Source organism: Nocardia sp. NBC_00511, from assembly GCF_045161165.1.
Taxonomy (GTDB): Bacteria; Actinomycetota; Actinomycetes; order Mycobacteriales; family Mycobacteriaceae; genus Nocardia.
In genome coordinates this window covers 3,578,971-3,594,289 of record NZ_CP107849.1, presented here as the reverse complement: position 1 = coordinate 3,594,289, position 15,319 = coordinate 3,578,971, and the positions used below count along the sequence as shown (strand labels likewise).

The 15,319-nt window shown below is 67.2% G+C and carries 14 protein-coding genes; 8 read left to right on the top strand and 6 right to left on the bottom strand.

Annotated elements, in window-relative coordinates; genetic code table 11:
- Nucleotides 1-38: 38 nt before the first annotated feature.
- From OG300_RS17020 to OG300_RS17010, 3 genes are all read right to left on the bottom strand, one after another.
- Nucleotides 39-1,340: a family 1 glycosylhydrolase gene (locus OG300_RS17020; protein WP_405497039.1), complete on the bottom strand. Its 1,302-nt coding sequence runs from the start codon at nucleotides 1,338-1,340 to the stop codon at nucleotides 39-41.
- A 46-nt stretch (nucleotides 1,341-1,386) separates the two neighbouring features.
- Nucleotides 1,387-2,439 carry a serine/threonine protein phosphatase gene (locus OG300_RS17015; RefSeq protein WP_405497037.1) on the bottom strand — a complete coding sequence of 351 codons (1,053 nt, stop codon included), beginning with the start codon at nucleotides 2,437-2,439 and terminating at the stop codon, nucleotides 1,387-1,389.
- 97 nt (nucleotides 2,440-2,536) lie between these two features.
- Nucleotides 2,537-3,829, bottom strand: coding sequence for a nitric oxide synthase oxygenase (locus tag OG300_RS17010; RefSeq protein WP_405497035.1), 1,293 nt, complete (start codon nucleotides 3,827-3,829; stop codon nucleotides 2,537-2,539).
- A 240-nt stretch (nucleotides 3,830-4,069) separates the two neighbouring features.
- On the opposite strand from OG300_RS17010, the gene efeU reads away from it, so the two are divergent.
- From efeU to OG300_RS16990, 4 genes are all read left to right on the top strand, one after another.
- Nucleotides 4,070-6,235, top strand: coding sequence for an iron uptake transporter permease EfeU (gene efeU, locus OG300_RS17005; RefSeq protein ID WP_405497033.1), 2,166 nt, complete (start codon nucleotides 4,070-4,072; stop codon nucleotides 6,233-6,235).
- A gap of 25 nt (nucleotides 6,236-6,260) precedes the next feature.
- Nucleotides 6,261-7,493 carry an iron uptake transporter deferrochelatase/peroxidase subunit gene (efeB, locus tag OG300_RS17000; protein WP_405497031.1) on the top strand — a complete coding sequence of 411 codons (1,233 nt, stop codon included), beginning with the start codon at nucleotides 6,261-6,263 and terminating at the stop codon, nucleotides 7,491-7,493.
- Nucleotides 7,494-7,830: 337 nt separating this feature from the next.
- Nucleotides 7,831-8,238 (top strand): anti-sigma factor, encoded by a 408-nt coding sequence (locus tag OG300_RS16995; protein ID WP_405497029.1) that lies wholly within the window; start codon nucleotides 7,831-7,833, stop codon nucleotides 8,236-8,238.
- 54 nt (nucleotides 8,239-8,292) lie between these two features.
- Complete coding sequence (locus OG300_RS16990) at nucleotides 8,293-8,958, top strand: PAS and ANTAR domain-containing protein (protein WP_405498576.1); 666 nt, start codon at nucleotides 8,293-8,295, stop codon at nucleotides 8,956-8,958.
- A gap of 47 nt (nucleotides 8,959-9,005) precedes the next feature.
- On the opposite strand, the gene OG300_RS16985 is transcribed toward OG300_RS16990, so the two are convergent.
- Nucleotides 9,006-9,665 carry a TetR family transcriptional regulator gene (locus tag OG300_RS16985; RefSeq protein ID WP_405497027.1) on the bottom strand — a complete coding sequence of 220 codons (660 nt, stop codon included), beginning with the start codon at nucleotides 9,663-9,665 and terminating at the stop codon, nucleotides 9,006-9,008.
- A 65-nt stretch (nucleotides 9,666-9,730) separates the two neighbouring features.
- On the opposite strand from OG300_RS16985, the gene OG300_RS16980 reads away from it, so the two are divergent.
- Nucleotides 9,731-11,326 (top strand): GMC oxidoreductase, encoded by a 1,596-nt coding sequence (locus OG300_RS16980; RefSeq protein ID WP_405497025.1) that lies wholly within the window; start codon nucleotides 9,731-9,733, stop codon nucleotides 11,324-11,326.
- Here the strand turns inward: OG300_RS16980 and OG300_RS16975 are convergent, their stop codons facing one another.
- Entirely contained in the window at nucleotides 11,327-11,752 is a 426-nt protein-coding gene (locus tag OG300_RS16975) for a MarR family winged helix-turn-helix transcriptional regulator (protein ID WP_405497023.1), read from the bottom strand.
- Between the two features lie 132 nt (nucleotides 11,753-11,884).
- Between OG300_RS16975 and OG300_RS16970 the strand changes: the two genes are divergently transcribed.
- A complete protein-coding gene (locus OG300_RS16970; RefSeq protein WP_405497021.1) occupies nucleotides 11,885-12,109 on the top strand; it encodes a hypothetical protein in 225 nt (74 codons plus the stop codon).
- Between the two features lie 3 nt (nucleotides 12,110-12,112).
- Here OG300_RS16970 and OG300_RS16965 read toward each other — a convergent pair whose 3' ends face one another.
- Nucleotides 12,113-13,072, bottom strand: a complete 960-nt coding sequence (locus OG300_RS16965) for a LysR family transcriptional regulator (protein ID WP_405497019.1) — start codon at nucleotides 13,070-13,072, stop codon at nucleotides 12,113-12,115.
- Nucleotides 13,073-13,172: 100 nt separating this feature from the next.
- On the opposite strand from OG300_RS16965, the gene OG300_RS16960 reads away from it, so the two are divergent.
- Together OG300_RS16960 and OG300_RS16955 are read left to right on the top strand one after the other, a co-directional pair.
- The gene (locus tag OG300_RS16960; RefSeq protein ID WP_405497017.1) at nucleotides 13,173-14,552 is read left to right on the top strand and encodes an MFS transporter; all 1,380 of its coding nucleotides are present in this window, start codon (nucleotides 13,173-13,175) and stop codon (nucleotides 14,550-14,552) included.
- A complete protein-coding gene (locus OG300_RS16955) occupies nucleotides 14,549-15,316 on the top strand; it encodes a 3-hydroxybutyrate dehydrogenase (RefSeq protein ID WP_405497015.1) in 768 nt (255 codons plus the stop codon). The genes OG300_RS16960 and OG300_RS16955 overlap by 4 nt, the downstream gene beginning before the upstream one ends.
- Nucleotides 15,317-15,319 lie beyond the last annotated feature (3 nt).

Genomic DNA, 15,319 nt, shown 5'->3' with positions numbered 1-15,319 from the left:
TGGTAAGCGGACCTGCTTATTCCGACGCCGTTTCGGGCTCAGGGCGCGGTGACCGGGGTGTCACAGCTGGCCGGGGGATCGATCAGGCGGCAGTCGGCGGGGCCGCGGGTCGGGAGATAGTTGGCGGGAACGCCGTCGGCGGCGACGATCTCGCGGTAGGTGGTGACCGCGTCGGTGGGGATGCGGGTCAGGGTGGGGTCGGTGCGGACGTTGACCGTGTAGAGCCCGAATCGCGGTGTGTAGGAGCTCCATTCGTAGTTGTCGGTGAGGCTCCAATAGTTGTAGCCGATGACGTTCATGCCGTCGGTCTTCGCGCGCTGCAGCCAGTAGACGGTGTCGCTGAGCTGTTCGGAGCGGGTGTATCCGTCCGTGCGGGGTTGCCCGTTGTCGGTGGGCATGCCGTTCTCCACGATCCACAACGGTCTACCGGGGAAGAGCTTCGAATAGTGTTGCAGCGCAAAGTAGATGCCCTCGGGGCGCACGGGAAGATCCCACATGCCCGTGGGTGCGCCGGTGGCGGCGAGATCCGGTGGCTCGTAACCGAAGTAGTAGTCGATGCCGATGAAATCCAACTTCGCGCCGATGAGCGCCATCAGCGGCCCGTTGACCTGGGTCTCGGCCCCGGCGACATACCCGACATTGCTGGTTACCAACGCATTCGGCTGCACCTGATGGATGTAGTCGTAGATGCTGTTGTGCGCCTGCGCGACCTCGTTCAGCATCTGATCGGCATCGGTCCCGTTCAAGGTGACCTCGTGCATGATGTACGCCACCGGCTCGTTGACGGTCACCCAGATCGGGTCCCGCCCGGCGTAGCGGTCGACAACCTTGCGCATATTGGTCAGCCAATCGCTCACCATCGCGGGATTGCGCCACCCGCCCCGGTCCGACTCCCACCCCGGATACACCCAGTGATCCAGGGTCAGCATGGGCCGCATACCGGCCGCGACAATGGCGTCGACCACTTCGTCGTAGTACGCGAATGCCGCCGGATCCCACACTCCCGGTTGCGGTTCCAGCCGCGCCCATTCGATTCCCACCCGATAAACCTTGACACCGAGATTCTTGGCCAGAGTGATATCGGATCGAAACCGGGAAAGGAAATCCACCGAATCGCCGACGCTGTCCCAGCCCGGATTGTTCGCGATGTAGCGGGTCCAATTGCTGTCCGGTGGCTGGCCTTCGGTCTGAAACCCGGAAGACGCCACGCCCCAGAGGAATCCGGCCCCGAGCTCACCCATGCTCGCTTCCGGCGTGATGCTGGCCGCCCCCGGGACCAGGAGCGTGGTAGCGGCCAGGACGAGCCCGGCCGCGACGAGACAGCGAAATCGAGTGCGCATGAGCACTTCCCCGGGACCAGCACTCGAATGGAGTGAAAGCGGCTACTTACTCCTGGATAGCTGAGCTTGGTCTCGGGAATGTGCCAGCTCGATAGTGGTTCGGCACGAATTCGGCGTGCAGGTCGCCGCCGAACAATTTCCAGTAGAGGGCGTTCATGTCCGCCGCGCCCGGAGCATGCCGAGCCAGGATTGCGGCGACCGCCGGTGGCACGTCCGGCGGGATATACCCTGCGGCGCAACGCTGTACATAGTTGTTGCGTTCGACGGGCCCACCGGTCTCCGGCATCGGAATTTCACACACGTCGGTCACCAGCCAGTTGACCAACCGCATGGCGGCATAGTCGGCATCGTGGGTGGAGTGACGCTCGACGAAGTCGCCCTCGGCGGGTGTCAGTTCGAAGTGTGGGGAGGTGGCCAAGCCGAAATCGGTGAGGAACACTCGGCTTCCGTCGCTGCGCAGGTTCCCGAAGTGTCCATCCATGTGCAGCAGCTGGTGCTCGCGTAGGGCGGCCACGATATCCGAGAGCTGCCGCTCGAACTCGGGGGCTACCCCGATCGGGTTGTCGCGCAACATATTCGAGATCGGGTGCGGAATGTACTCGCTGAACAATACGAGGCTGCACCGCGCGGCGGCGAGCGCTTCGAGTCGTGCGCGCACGGTCGAGTCGCCGCCGTACGCGGCGACGACCGCGTCGATGTCGACGTGCTCCTCGGCGATCGGCGCCCGGCCCGGCAGGATCCGCCAGTGATAGAGCATCGGGAACGACTGTGTCCGGCCCGCCAGCACCGCCTCGGTGACGATCGTGTTCGCCGCCAGCTCACGCCACGCGTTGAAGCCCGGACCGCCAATCCCGTACTGGCAGACCAGCGGTAGGCCGAAGAGGTTAGCGGTGGAGCCGCGATGAGCGAGCTCCAGATCGGTCAGCGGGATGCGCTTGATGAACACCGGCACCCCGTCGACATCAGCCACTGTCGAGCCGCCACCGACTCCCACACTGTGCGACCGCCCGCCGTCGATGAGCGCGGCGAGCGCGCTGTCACCCTGGGCGGCAAGCGAAGCCGACAGTGTCCGGTGGCGATCGCCCCTCGCGGTTGTCATCGATCGAATCCGGCGGCACTGCCCGGAACCGATGTCGGGCCCGGTGAGATCACCGGGCCCGACATCGAAATACTATGTGCCATAGTGGAATAGCGTATCAGTGCCGTCGTGAGACGAGTTTCCTTATCCAGCCGGACTTCTGGTCCACCGGCGGGGGAGCCGAATCTGTTTCCGCGAACGGGCAACTCGGGGGCGGGGGAGTGGATTCCGCTTCCAACGGTGCGCGACGCAGCAGAGCCGGTCTGAGATCGGGGTCGGGTGGGTCGTAGTAGCGGTGGAAGGTGGGGGTCAGCCCGGCCGAGAGCGGCGGATTGATCCAACTCCAGTCGGTGGGGCAGCGGCGACCCGCGGACTGTTCGCGCTCGACATGGTCGATGAACTGCTTGGCGACGGTGTGATGATCGACCAGATGCACGCGAGACTGCTTGTAGCTGTGCAGGATCGCGCGACTGAGTTCGATCAGTGCGGTGTCACGCCACAGCGTGCGCTCGCTGGAGCAGTCCAGGCCCGCCTGTTCGCCGATCTGCGGCAGCAGGTCGTAGCGGTCCTGATCGCCGAGGTTGCGCCCGATCTCGGAGGAGACGTACCAGCCGTTGAACGGCGCGCACGGATAGGTGAGGCCGCCGATGACCAGGTCCATGTTCGCCACCGCGGGCACGGCATGCCATTTCAGGTCGAGGTCGGCGAACCACTCGTGATCGGGGTGACTCAGCGGCACCTCGAGCACCAGATCGGCCGGTACCGGGAACAGGTGCACCCGGCCCTCCGGGGATTGGATCAGCAGCGGCAGTACATCGAAACGCCCCCTTGTCCGGGGCCGCCAGCCCCGTTCCAGCGCCACCTGAGTGATGGCGACATTGGCCGGATCGCCCAGCACCCCACCGGGAATGCGATACCCGGCATAGCGGATGAGCTGTGAGTTGAGAATCCGGAATCCGCGACCGTCCGGCCCGGCGGGCGGTCCGATGGTGATGAAAGAGCGCACCGCGCCGCCATTGGTGGCCCGGCGCAGATGATCCCAGCAGGCCTGCGCGATGTCGGCGGCCGAGGCCGCGTCCCGGGCGTCGAGGACTTCCAGTGCGCGCCAGTGCTTTCGGCCCACACATCGATCATGATTGCGCCATGCGAGCCGGGCGCCGATGCCGAGCTCTTCCACGGTGTGTCGATAGGTGCCGGTCTGCCGGAACTCGCGCAGTACGGCTCGCACTCGCTCGGATGGCAGCTGCGCCAATTCGGGCTGAGCGAAGAACTCCGCGCATTCCCGCAGACGCTCGCCATCCACCACTGGGATGGGCGGGGCCTCGATGGGAACGGGCAATCCCTCGGAGTGCTGTGGGTTCGCGGATGCGGTCAGCGGCCGTGATCCAGGTACTTCGGTGGAGATCGTCATGAAGTTGTTGCCTTCGTGCTCGAGTCAAACTCGCCTGATGTCCAGCTTCAGCCCCTTTCCGAGTTCCTTTCCGTCGCCGAATATTCCACACTTCGCCCGAAAGTTGCCGTGATTCGCCGTATTTCGCATGTCCGAATTGTCGGAAATATACGAATGTTGCTGCGAGCTACCGCGCCACGCGGAAATCCGGTCGCGGGGGCTGGAGTGGACGGCTAAATAGGTATGGCTTACCTTTTCTCCGTGAGCGTTACCGAGGCCGTGCCGAATCTCCTCATCTGCCTGCGAGAGGGCCTCGAGGCAGGTCTCGTGGTCACCATCCTGCTGGCCGCCGTGCGGCGGCTGTCCACGCCCGAACGCCCGGTGTCCTCGACCCCGGTCTGGCTCGGCCTGCTCGGGGCGGTGTCGGTGGCGGGCAGTTTCGCCGCGGTGCTGACCTATTCGACCGGCGTGCTGTCCAGCTCCGGGCAGGAGGTGGTCGGCGGGGTACTCAGCGTGCTCGCCGTCGGACTGGTCACCGCGATGATCTTCTGGATGCGCCGGACCAGCGCCACCCTGTCGGGCCAGCTGCGCGGCGAGGTCGCTCGCGCCGCGGGGCTCGGCGCGGGCGTGCTCGCGGTGACCGCGTTCCTCGCGGTCGGTCGCGAGGGCCTCGAGACCACGCTGTTCGTCTGGACCGCGATCAAGGCCGCCGGTTCCACCGCCGCGCCCCTGGTCGGCGCGGTGCTCGGCCTGCTGCTCGCGATCGCCCTGTGCTGGCTGCTCTACCGCCAGGCCGTGCGCATCAACCTCGGTGTCTTCTTCAATCGAACCGCCGTGCTGCTGATCATCATTGCCGCGGGCGTACTCGCCTACGGCCTCGGCGATCTCCAGGACGCGGGCTGGCTGCCCGGCTCGCGCTGGATCGCCTTCGACCTGACCTCGCACATCGACGCCAACTCGTGGTGGGTCTCGCTCATCACCGGCATCACCGAGATCTCGCCGAAGATGACGGTCCTGCAGGCGGTGGCCTGGGTCGCCTACCTGGCCATCGTGATTCCGCTGTTCATCCAGGCGGGCCGCACCGCCGACGCCGCCCGCACGGCCGCTCCGGTCGCCCCCGTCGCCCCGCCCGAAGCGGCCCCTGCCACCGAGGCAGAACCGGCGTCTGCCGCAGAGGCCGAATCCGCGCCTGCCGCAAAGGCGAGCGCCCCTGTCCTGGAAGTCGAACCCGCACCCGCGGACTGGTGGGAGCGAATCGCCGGTCCGCGCCCGGTGCTGGTCGGCGCGACCCTGGTGCTGGTCCCGGTGCTCGCCGCGGGCACCGCCATCGCGCTGTTGCCTTCCAGCAGTTCGGGTTCCACCCGCACCATCACCGTCACCGCCGATGCCTGCGCGCCCGAGTGGACGGACGCGCAGACCGGCGCGCAGACCATCTCGGTGCACAACAAGACCAACAAAGCGGGCGAGATCCAGCTGGTCGACGCCGACGGCGCGGTGGCCGGGGAGATCGAGAGCATCGGTCCCGCCACCACCGCCGACCTCACCGCGACCCTGAACCCCGGCGGCTACACCATCTACTGCAAGATGTCCGGCGAGTCGCCGGTGTCCTCCAAGCTGGTGCAGGTCTCCGGCACCGCCACCGACGCGCCCCCGGTCTTCAAACCAGCAGTCGTCAGCGACCTCAGCGGCCCCAACGACGCCTACCAGACCTACGTGCGAGGGGTGCTGGGCCGCTTCACCACCGCCCTCGCTGCCGTCGACCGCGACCTGCGGGCGCGCAATATCCCGGCGGCCCAGGCCGATTGGCTCAACGCCATGCTGGAGTGGGAGCGGGTCGGCGCGTCCTACAACAGCTTCGGCGACGCCGGTACCGCGGTCGCGGGCCTGCCCAGCGGACTGCCGGAGGGCGTCAACGACCCCGACTTCACCGGTCTGCGCCGCCTCGAATACGGCCTGTGGCACGGTCAGGGCCCCGATCAGCTGCTGCCGGTGCTCGCCAAACTGAACACCGACACCGCCGCCGTACTGGACGACCTGCACAGCACCGATCTGGCCGGTTCGCCCACCAATCTGCCGATCCGCGCGCACGAGATCCTGGAAGACGCGCTGCGCGACCATCTCTCGGGCATGGACGACTTCGGTGCGGGCACGGCCTACCCGGCGACCCTCGCCGACATCGACGTCACCCGCGCGGTACTCGGCCAACTCGCCGCACCGCTGGACGCGCGCGCCCCGAAGTTGCGGGCCCAGCTCACCACTCAGCTCGACACCCTGCAGAACGCGCTGCTCGCCACCCGCGACAACGGTCGCTGGCGGCCGCCCGCACAGACCCCGCCCGCCGCCCGGCAAGCGGTGCTCGCCGCGATCGGCGCGGCTCTGGAATCGCTGGCTCAGGTGCCGCGATTGCTGGAAACCAGCGCCCACTGACCTCCCCGACGAAGAAGGCAACACCATGACTGTCAGCCGCCGCCGCTTTCTCTCCGGGGCCGCCGTGGGCGCCGCCGGTACCGCGTTGACCGCGGGCGTCCTCGTCGAGGGCGCGCACGTCGACGCCGGGGCCACCGCCGTATCGCCCGAGCGCACACCGGTTTTCCCGTTCCACGGGGTGCACCAGTCCGGCATCCTCACCCCGGGTCCGGCCGATAAGCAGAGCGCCTCGTGCTTCGCGTCCTTCGATGTCACCGTGGCCGATCGCGGCCAGCTGGTGGCCTTGATGAAGACCCTCACCGAACGCGCCCGCACCCTGACCTCCGGTGGCGCGGCCCCGGATCTCGGCCTGGGCCAGCCGCCCGCCGACAGCGCGGTGCTGGGCCCCGAGATTCCCGCCGACGGCCTGACCGTCACCACCGGTGTCGGCGCGAGCCTGTTCGATCAGCGTTTCGGCCTGGCCGCGCTCAAGCCCGCGCGGCTGACCCCCATGCGGATCTTCCCCGACGATTCGCCGGATCCGGTGTGGATGCACGGCGATCTGCTGGTGCAGCTGTGCGCCCACAACCAGGACGCCATCCACCACGCCATCCGTGACATCACCCGTCACACCCGCGGCGCACTGCAATTGCGCTGGAAGATCCAGGGTTACAACTCGCCGCCGCGCCCGTCTGGCACCGGCCGCAACCTGCTCGGCTTCAAGGACGGCACCGCCAACCCGACCGGTACCGACGCCACCGACCTGGTGTGGTCCGACGGCTCCGGCGAACCGGCCTGGACCAAGGACGGCACCTATCAGGTGGTCCGCCTGATCCGGATGCTGGTGGAATTCTGGGATCGCGTGTCGATCGCCGAGCAGGAGAACATGTTCGGCCGCCGCCGCGAATCCGGTGCGCCGCTGGACGGCAACAAGGAATTCGATGTGCCGAACTATTCCGCCGATCCCGACGGCACGGTCATCAAGACCGATTCGCATATCCGCCTGGCCAATCCGCGTACCTCCGAGACCGCGAACCAGCAGTTGATCCGCCGTTCCTACAATTACGATCTGGGTCTGGACACCAACGGCAACATGTCGGCCGGACACATCTTCACCTGTTTCCAGCAGGATGTGCAGCGCCAGTTCGAAGCCATCCAGACCCGGCTCGCCGGTGAGCCGCTCACCGATTACGTTCAGCCCTTCGGCGGCGGCTATTTCTTCGTGCTGCCCGGCGTCACCGACGCGAACGACTGGTACGGCCGCGCCCTGCTGAGCTGAGGCGGGTCGGGAAGCGCTGCCCCGCAACAGCTTTAGCTTTTCGATCGATCCGTGCGCCCGGAGCGGCATCCGGACGTGCGCTGGGGCCCCGTCGGCCGGGTCGGTCGCGCCGAGATAGCGGACCGCGTGGACTCGAATTCACGCAGGTCGCGATCCGCCCGGTCCATTCGTGTTTCGACCCCGATGGCCAGGGTAGGTCCGAGATGTCCCGGCAATCCGAATACGAGGAGCGCCATGTCGGAGCACGAGTGGGTATTCCGGACCGGCTCTTTCTGTATTCAGCCAGAGCGTTGAGGGAGGGGAGGGGAAGTCGCAAATGGCCGTCGACGGTTCACATGTGATCAGGCAGTCGCACGTCGGGGTGATCGAGGTGCGGGTGTCCGCCGAGGCCGACCGGCTCGCGATGCTGCGCGCGGTCGCCGAAACCGTGCTGCTGACAGCGGATTTCACGCTCGACGTGGTGACCGATGTCCGGGTCGCGCTCGACGAGGTGGCGACCGCGCTGATCCTGGACGCGATCCCGGGCGCGGAGCTCGCCTGCGAATTCCGCTACGACTCCGGGGAGGTGCGGGTCCGCGTCGCGACCGTCACCGAGACCGATTCCGCCCTCACTGAGCAGAGTGTCGGCTGGCATCTGCTCGATGCCCTCACCGACGCCATCCGCACCACCTGCGACGGCTTCGATGACGAGCTGCGCGGATACCCGGTGGCGATCCATTTCAGCAAAGTCGGAAACGAGGACTGACCAGCAGTCGGTCGGTGCGATGAGATAATGCCTCCCGTGGCAACGGAAGCGGGAGTGCACGACGATGCGGCCGGGCAGGCCGCCGAATTCGCGGGAATCGCGGCCACGGACGTGGGAGGCTTCCGCTTCTGGTTCGTGGGGCAGCGCTGGGAGTGGTCCGACGAGCTGGCACGCATGCACGGCTACGAGCCGGGTGCGATCCGCCCCACCACCGAATTGCTGTTGTCGCACAAGCACCCCGACGACCGCGCGCACGTCGAGGATCTGCTCGATCGCGCCCTGCACACCGGCGGGGCCTTCTCCAGCCGTCACCGCTTCATCGATACGACGGGCGTCGAGCATCAGGCGCTGGTGGTGGCCGATCGAATGTTCTCCGAGGACGGGACGGTGGTCGGGACCTCCGGCTACTTCATCGATCTCACCCACACCATCGCCGAGTCACGGCGCGAGGCGCTCAGTGAGACGCTGCCCGACCTGTTCGAGTCGCGCGCGGTGATCGAGCAGGCCAAGGGCGCGCTCATGGTGATCTACCGGATCAACGCCGACCAGGCCTTCCGAATCCTGGTGTGGCGCTCGCAGGAGACCAACACCAAGCTGCGCGCGCTGGCCACCCGGTTGGTGGCGGAACTCGATACCTCGCCACTGGTGGAACCCATCGCCCGCAGCCAGTTCGACCACCTGCTGCTGACGGTGCACGAGCGCATCGGGGTGGACGGCTAGTTCGCGGTGCGGCTGGATCGCCGGATCTCAGCGGGGCCGGATCGTCGCTAGTTGGTGATGCGACGGAACGGCGCGGCGATCTCCGGACGCAGTTCGGCCGTTGCGGCGGTGCGGGATTCGCGTCGTTCGAGAGCCTGGGTGGCATCGGGTTCATTGTTGGCGGTGAGCCGGATGATGGCGCGCTCGAGAATGGGCAGCACCTGAGCCACCCGCATGGTGCCGTCGGCGCACTGGCCCAGCAGTGAGAACGTCATGTTCGACAGCACGGCCGCGATGTCCTCGAGGTACTGCGGGTCGGCGCCCGCGAGAACGGCTGCGGCGATGGGCAATACGGCGTCGAGCCCGTGGTTGTCCAGGCGCACCGCGGCCGGTCCGGTGCGGGCGCGGTGGTAGGCCTCGAGCATGATGGGATGCCGTTCCCATGGCTCGAAGACATGCTGGGTGACCCGAATCAGGCCGTCGCGCAATGTTTCTCCCGGCGGCGGGGTCTCCATCGGGACGTAGGTGTGGTGCTCCATCCAGGCTTCGAGCGCGGAGACGATCAGCTCGTCGCGGGTGGGGAAGATCTTGTAGATCGTGGTGAGCGAGACGCGGGCGCGGCGGGCGACCTCGCGTAGTTGCACGGCGTCGTAGCCGTCGGATTCCAGCAGCGCGCGCACCGTGTCGATGATGCGGGCCCGTGCGGCCTCTTCCGTCTCCTTGCCCATGTCGCTAGAGTATCGCCGTTACTTCAGTAACCAAGTTACTGAGCCGCCCTCCCGCAAGGTTTCCCATGCCGACCATTTCGCGTCGTACCCTGCTCACCGGGGCCGCGGCCACCGCCGCACTGCTCACCACCGCCCGTGCCGGTGCCGCGCCCGCACCGATCGCCACCCGGGTCAACCGGGTCGGACTCACCCGCGAGGACCATCGCGTCGTGGTCATCGGCTCCGGATTCGGCGGCGGCGTGACCGCGCTGCGGTTGGCCGAGGCCGGGGTCCCGGTCACCCTGCTCGAACGCGGCATGCGCTGGCCGACCGGACCCGATGCGCAGACCTTCCCGCACGCCACCTCGCCGGACAAGCGGATCCTGTGGCATCGCTCCAGCCCGAATCTGTTCGGGCAACCGCTGGTCTTCGAGCCGTACACCGGACTGGTCGAGGCGGTGCCGGGGGAGAACATGACCGCGCTGTGCGCCGCCGGGCTGGGCGGCGGATCGCTTGTCTACCAAGGCATGTCGCTGCAACCCACCCGCGAGGTGTTCGAGACGCACTTCCCGGCGGCGCTGGACTGGACGACTCTGGCCGCCGTGCACTACCCGCGAGCCAGCCGAATGCTCGGCCTCGCCGTCGCACCGGACGAGCTGATCGCCTCGCAGAACTACACGGCCGCAAGAATTTTCGCCGACCACGTGCGCGCCGCCGGAATGCCGCTGTCGAAGATCCCGATGCCGATCGACTGGAACTACGCGCTGGCGGAACTGCACGGCGAGATGGCCCCGTCCTACACCAACGGGGACGGCGCGATGGGCGTCAACAACGGCGGCAAACACACCGTCGACGTCACCTACATCGCGGCCGCCGAGGCCACCGGCCGCGTCACCGTGAACACCCTGCACGAGGTCACCGATATCGAGCGCGGCACCGACGGCCGCTGGATCGTGCACGTCGACCGCACCGACACCTCGGGTGCGGTGCTGGAGAACAAGATCCTCACCACCGACGCGCTGGTGCTCGCCGCGGGCAGCCTCAACACCACTCGACTGCTGGTGCGCGCCAAGGCGAAAGGCCAGATCCCCGACCTGCCCGACGCGCTCGGCACCGGCTGGGGCACCAACGCCGATCGCATCTACGTGTGGTCGAATCCCGTGCAGGAGTTCGGCATCCAGCAGGGCGGCCCGGTCGTCTACGGTTCCCTGAACTGGGATGACCCGCACGGCGCGCACACCGTCATCCAGGCCTCGATCCCGCCGATGCCGGTCGACGCGCACAGCACCATGATGGTCGGCTACGGCGTCAGCGACGGCCGCGGCGAATTCCGTTACGACACAGGCGCGGACGCCGCGACCCTGCACTGGCCCAGCGACGGCGACTCCTACATCCAGAACAACCACATCGGCCCCGCCGTGCACCGAATCGCCGGTGACTCCAGCGTCCTGCTCGACACCAACGCCGTCTTCCCCTCCACCTGGCATCCACTGGGCGGGGCCAACATGGGCGCGGTCTGCGATACGGAGGGGCGAGTCCTGGGCCAGAACGGACTCTATGTCCTCGACGGCGCTCTCATGCCAGGCAATACGGCCGCCTGCAACCCATCGCTGACGATCGCCGCACTCGCCGAACGGGCATTGGAGATATTGGTGAAAACTGATGTAGGGCAGCGGATCTAGTCAGCTGCGGGAATCGCCGGTGACCGGGAGGTTCGCCGCGAGGTGATCGAGTATCGGGGCGAGGCGGCCCAGCTCTTCGAGGTGCAGTTCGCTCAGCGCTTCGATGCGTTCCTCGCCGAGCTGCGTCACCTCCAGGCGGACGACTCGCGAATCCTGTTCGTCGCGAACGCGTTCCACCAGTCCGGCTTCCACGGCGCGGTCGACCAGTCCGACCGCGCTGTGGTGGCGCACGGTGAGATACTCCGCGATCTCGCCGATGGTCGGGCGCGTATCGCCGGTGTGGCCGGTGATCGCGAGCAGCAGCTGGTGTTGCGCGGCGGTGAGTCCGACCTGTCTCGCCTGTTCCTCGCTCCACCGTTCGAAACGGCGCAGGGTGCTGCGAAAGGTCAGGAGAGTGGCGTAATCACGCGCGGTCAGCTTGGGCATGGGGGCCGGTTCCTGTCGTCACTCGATACCGGTCGGCATGGAAAACCTTCGGAAATTTAACTCTAGCCGATCATATCGTGCTGCGATATAAAAGTATCGTAGTGCGATACTTGTTCCGGAGGAGTCGATCTCATGACGCTGGACATCCTGGCTTTCTCGCTGGCCGCAATCGTTCTGGCCCTGGTGGTCGTGATGCTGGCGGTCGGTGTCGCCGACCTGTCGAATCGCCCCACCGTCACCTGGTGCCACCGATGTTCGAAATCGATGATCGACTCCCACCACGACGCGCAACCGGTATGCATGCGCTGTCGGGTCCGGCTGGCGGTGGACGACGTCACGGCCCATCACCCGGGATAACGGCTATTCGCGCGGATTCGCGGAAGTCTTTGCGCCCGTGAGTATGTCGTGATGCGAGTGGACCTGCTCGCGCAGTGCCTCGACGACGGCGGCGACCTCGGGTCGCCGCAGCGTCTCCGGGCGCACCACCAGCCAGTAGGTGAGGCGGACGGCGATCTCGGACAGGATCCGCTTCAGGTCGGGGTGGCGGTCGGCCATGAAGCAGGGGAGCAGTCCGATGCCGGCGGCGGCGCGGGTGGCTTCCACGTGGACGAAAACATTGGTGGAGGAGATGGATTCGCGCATGGCGGGGGCGAAGGTCGGGGCCAGGTCCAGATCGTCGACCTGGAGCATGGAGTCGATGAAGTAGACCAGGGGGTGGGCGGCGAGATCCTCGACGGCGTGCGGGGCGGCGTGCCGGTCGAGGTAGGTGTGCGCGGCGTACAGCCCGAGCGTGTACTCGCCCAGCGCGATGGCTCGGGCCCGGCGCAACTGCGGTTTGCCGACCACCACTTCGACATCGAAGCCGGACCGCTGTAGTGATGCCAGCCGGGTCGCGGTGACGATCTCGACCGCGAGTCGTGGATGCCGCCGCTGTAGCGCCGCGACCGCGGGCGCGGCCAGGTACGCGCTGAAGCCGTCGGTGGCCGACATCCGCACCACGCCTTCGAGGGTCGGCGTCTCCGAGGTCAGCGAGCGCACCGCCGACTCGATGGTCTCCGCGGCAGTCAGTGCGTCGCGCCCGAGATCGGTGAGCTCCCACCCGCTCGCGCCGCGAATCAGCACCCGCCCGCCGAGTGCCCGCTCGAGCGCGGCGATGCGCCGGGAGATGGTGGTGTGGTTGATGCCGAGCTCCTCCGCGGCCGAGACATAGCGTCCGGTGCGGCCGACGGCGAGCAGCACCAGGAGATCGTCGGGGCTGGGCCGTGGGGAGGTCACGCTCATTTCTGCATCTTTGCAGAACGGCACTGCGAAACCGGCCATTGTCGTCGACGCGGATCTGCACGAATACTCCTGTGCATCGAAAGTATGTGGGCCGCATCACAGCTGAGGGTGAGGCGGACCGGGCGGTAAGGAGTACGTGATGAGCGTCCGCGAAAGCGCACCCGGGACGGGCGGCGGTCTGGCCGGATTACGGCGGGTGGTCGCCGCGTCCATGGCCGGGACCGTGGTCGAGTGGTACGAGTTCTTTCTCTACGGCACCGCGGCCACGCTGGTGTTCAACAAGGTGTTCTTCGCCAAGGGCACCAGCGACCTGGACGCCATCATGGCGGCGTTCATCACCTACGCGGTCGGCTTCGCGGCTCGGCCGCTGGGCGGCATCGTCTTCGGGCACTTCGGCGACAAGTACGGCCGCAAGAAACTGTTGCAGCTGAGCCTGATCCTGGTGGGCGCGGCCACCTTCGGAATGGGCTGCCTGCCCACCTTCGGGCAGGTCGGCTACTGGGCGCCGACGCTGCTGGTGATCCTGCGGTTCGTGCAGGGCTTCGCGGTCGGCGGGGAATGGGGTGGCGCGGTACTGCTGGTGGCCGAGCACAGTCCGAGTCGTTCACGGGCGTTCTGGGCGTCGTGGCCACAGGCGGCGGTGCCGGTCGGCAATATGCTCGCCACCATCGTGCTGCTGGTGCTGACCTCCACGCTGTCCGACGCGGCGTTCCTGTCATGGGGCTGGCGGGTGGCCTTCTGGCTGTCGGCGGTGGTGGTGCTGATCGGGTACTACGTGCGCACCAAGATCACCGACGCGCCGATCTTCGTTGCCGCGCAACAGGTCGCCGAGCAGGAGCAGGCGTCGTCGTTCAGTGCGTTCGAGGTGCTGCGCCGGTATCCGCGAGGTGTGTTCACCGCCATGGGGCTTCGCTTCGGCGAGAACGTCTTCTATTACCTGGTGGTCACTTTCAGCATCACATATCTGAAAGTCCATGTGGGAGCGAACACCAAGGTGATCCTGTGGTGGCTGCTGATCGCGCACACCGTGCACTTCCTGGTCATCCCGCAGGTGGGCAGGCTCAGTGACCGGATCGGGCGGCGGCCGGTGTACCTGGTGGGCGCGCTGGCGGCGGGCACCTGGGGGTTCTTCGCCTTCCCGATGATGGACAGCAAGCACAATGGCGTGATCCTGGCCGCGGTTGTCATCGGCCTGGTGTTCCACGCGTTCATGTATTCGGCGCAGCCCGCGATCATGGCCGAGATGTTCCCGACCCGGATGCGGTATTCCGGTGTGTCCCTTGGTTATCAGGTGACCTCGCTGGTCGCCGGGTCGCTGGCCCCGATCATCGCGGTGCGGCTGCTCGACAGTTACGGGTCCTCGGTGCCGATCGCCTGGTATCTGGCGGCGTCGGCGCTGGTGACCGTGGTGGCGGTGCTGTTCGCCCGCGAGACCAAGGGCGCGGATCTGGCCGATATCGACCGCGCCGACGCCGCCCTGGTGGCGGCCGAATCAGAGGCGAAGGTGAAGGTGGCATGAGCGTGGGCGAATTCCGGCAGGACGGACTGAAGGGGCGCACGGCCCTGGTGACGGGCGGTGCGAGCGGTATCGGGGCGGCGTGTGCCCGTGAGCTGGCCGCTTGTGGCGCACGGGTGATCGTCGCGGATATCGACGGCGAGGGGGCCGAGCGGGTGGCCGGGGAGATCGACGGGCACGCCTGGCAGGTCGATCTCCTGGACGTGTCCGCGCTGGAGACCCTCACGCTCACCACCGACATCCTGGTGAACAACGCGGGCGTGCAAACCGTCAGTCCCCTGGTGGAATTCGCGCCCGAACGGTTCCGTTCGATGCTGGCGCTGATGGTGGAGGCCCCGTTTCTGCTCACCCGCGCCGCGCTGCCGCACATGTACGCGCAGGGGTTCGGGCGGATCATCAATATCTCGTCGGTGCACGGGCTGCGGGCCTCGGCGTTCAAGGCCGCCTACGTCACCGCCAAGCACGCGCTGGAAGGGCTGTCCAAGGTGACCGCGCTCGAAGGTGGGCCGCACGGAGTGACCAGCAACTGCGTGAACCCCGGGTATGTGCGAACACCGCTGGTGGACAAGCAGATCGCCGATCAGGCCGCCGCGCACGGGATCGACGAGCGGGAGGTGGTGGAGCGGATCATGTTGACCGACAACGCGATCAAGGAGCTCGTGGAACCGGATGAGGTCGCCTCGCTGGTGGGGTGGCTGGCGTCGGATCACGCGCGCATGGTGACCGGGGCGTCCTACACGATGGACGGCGGGTGGAGCGCGCGATGATCG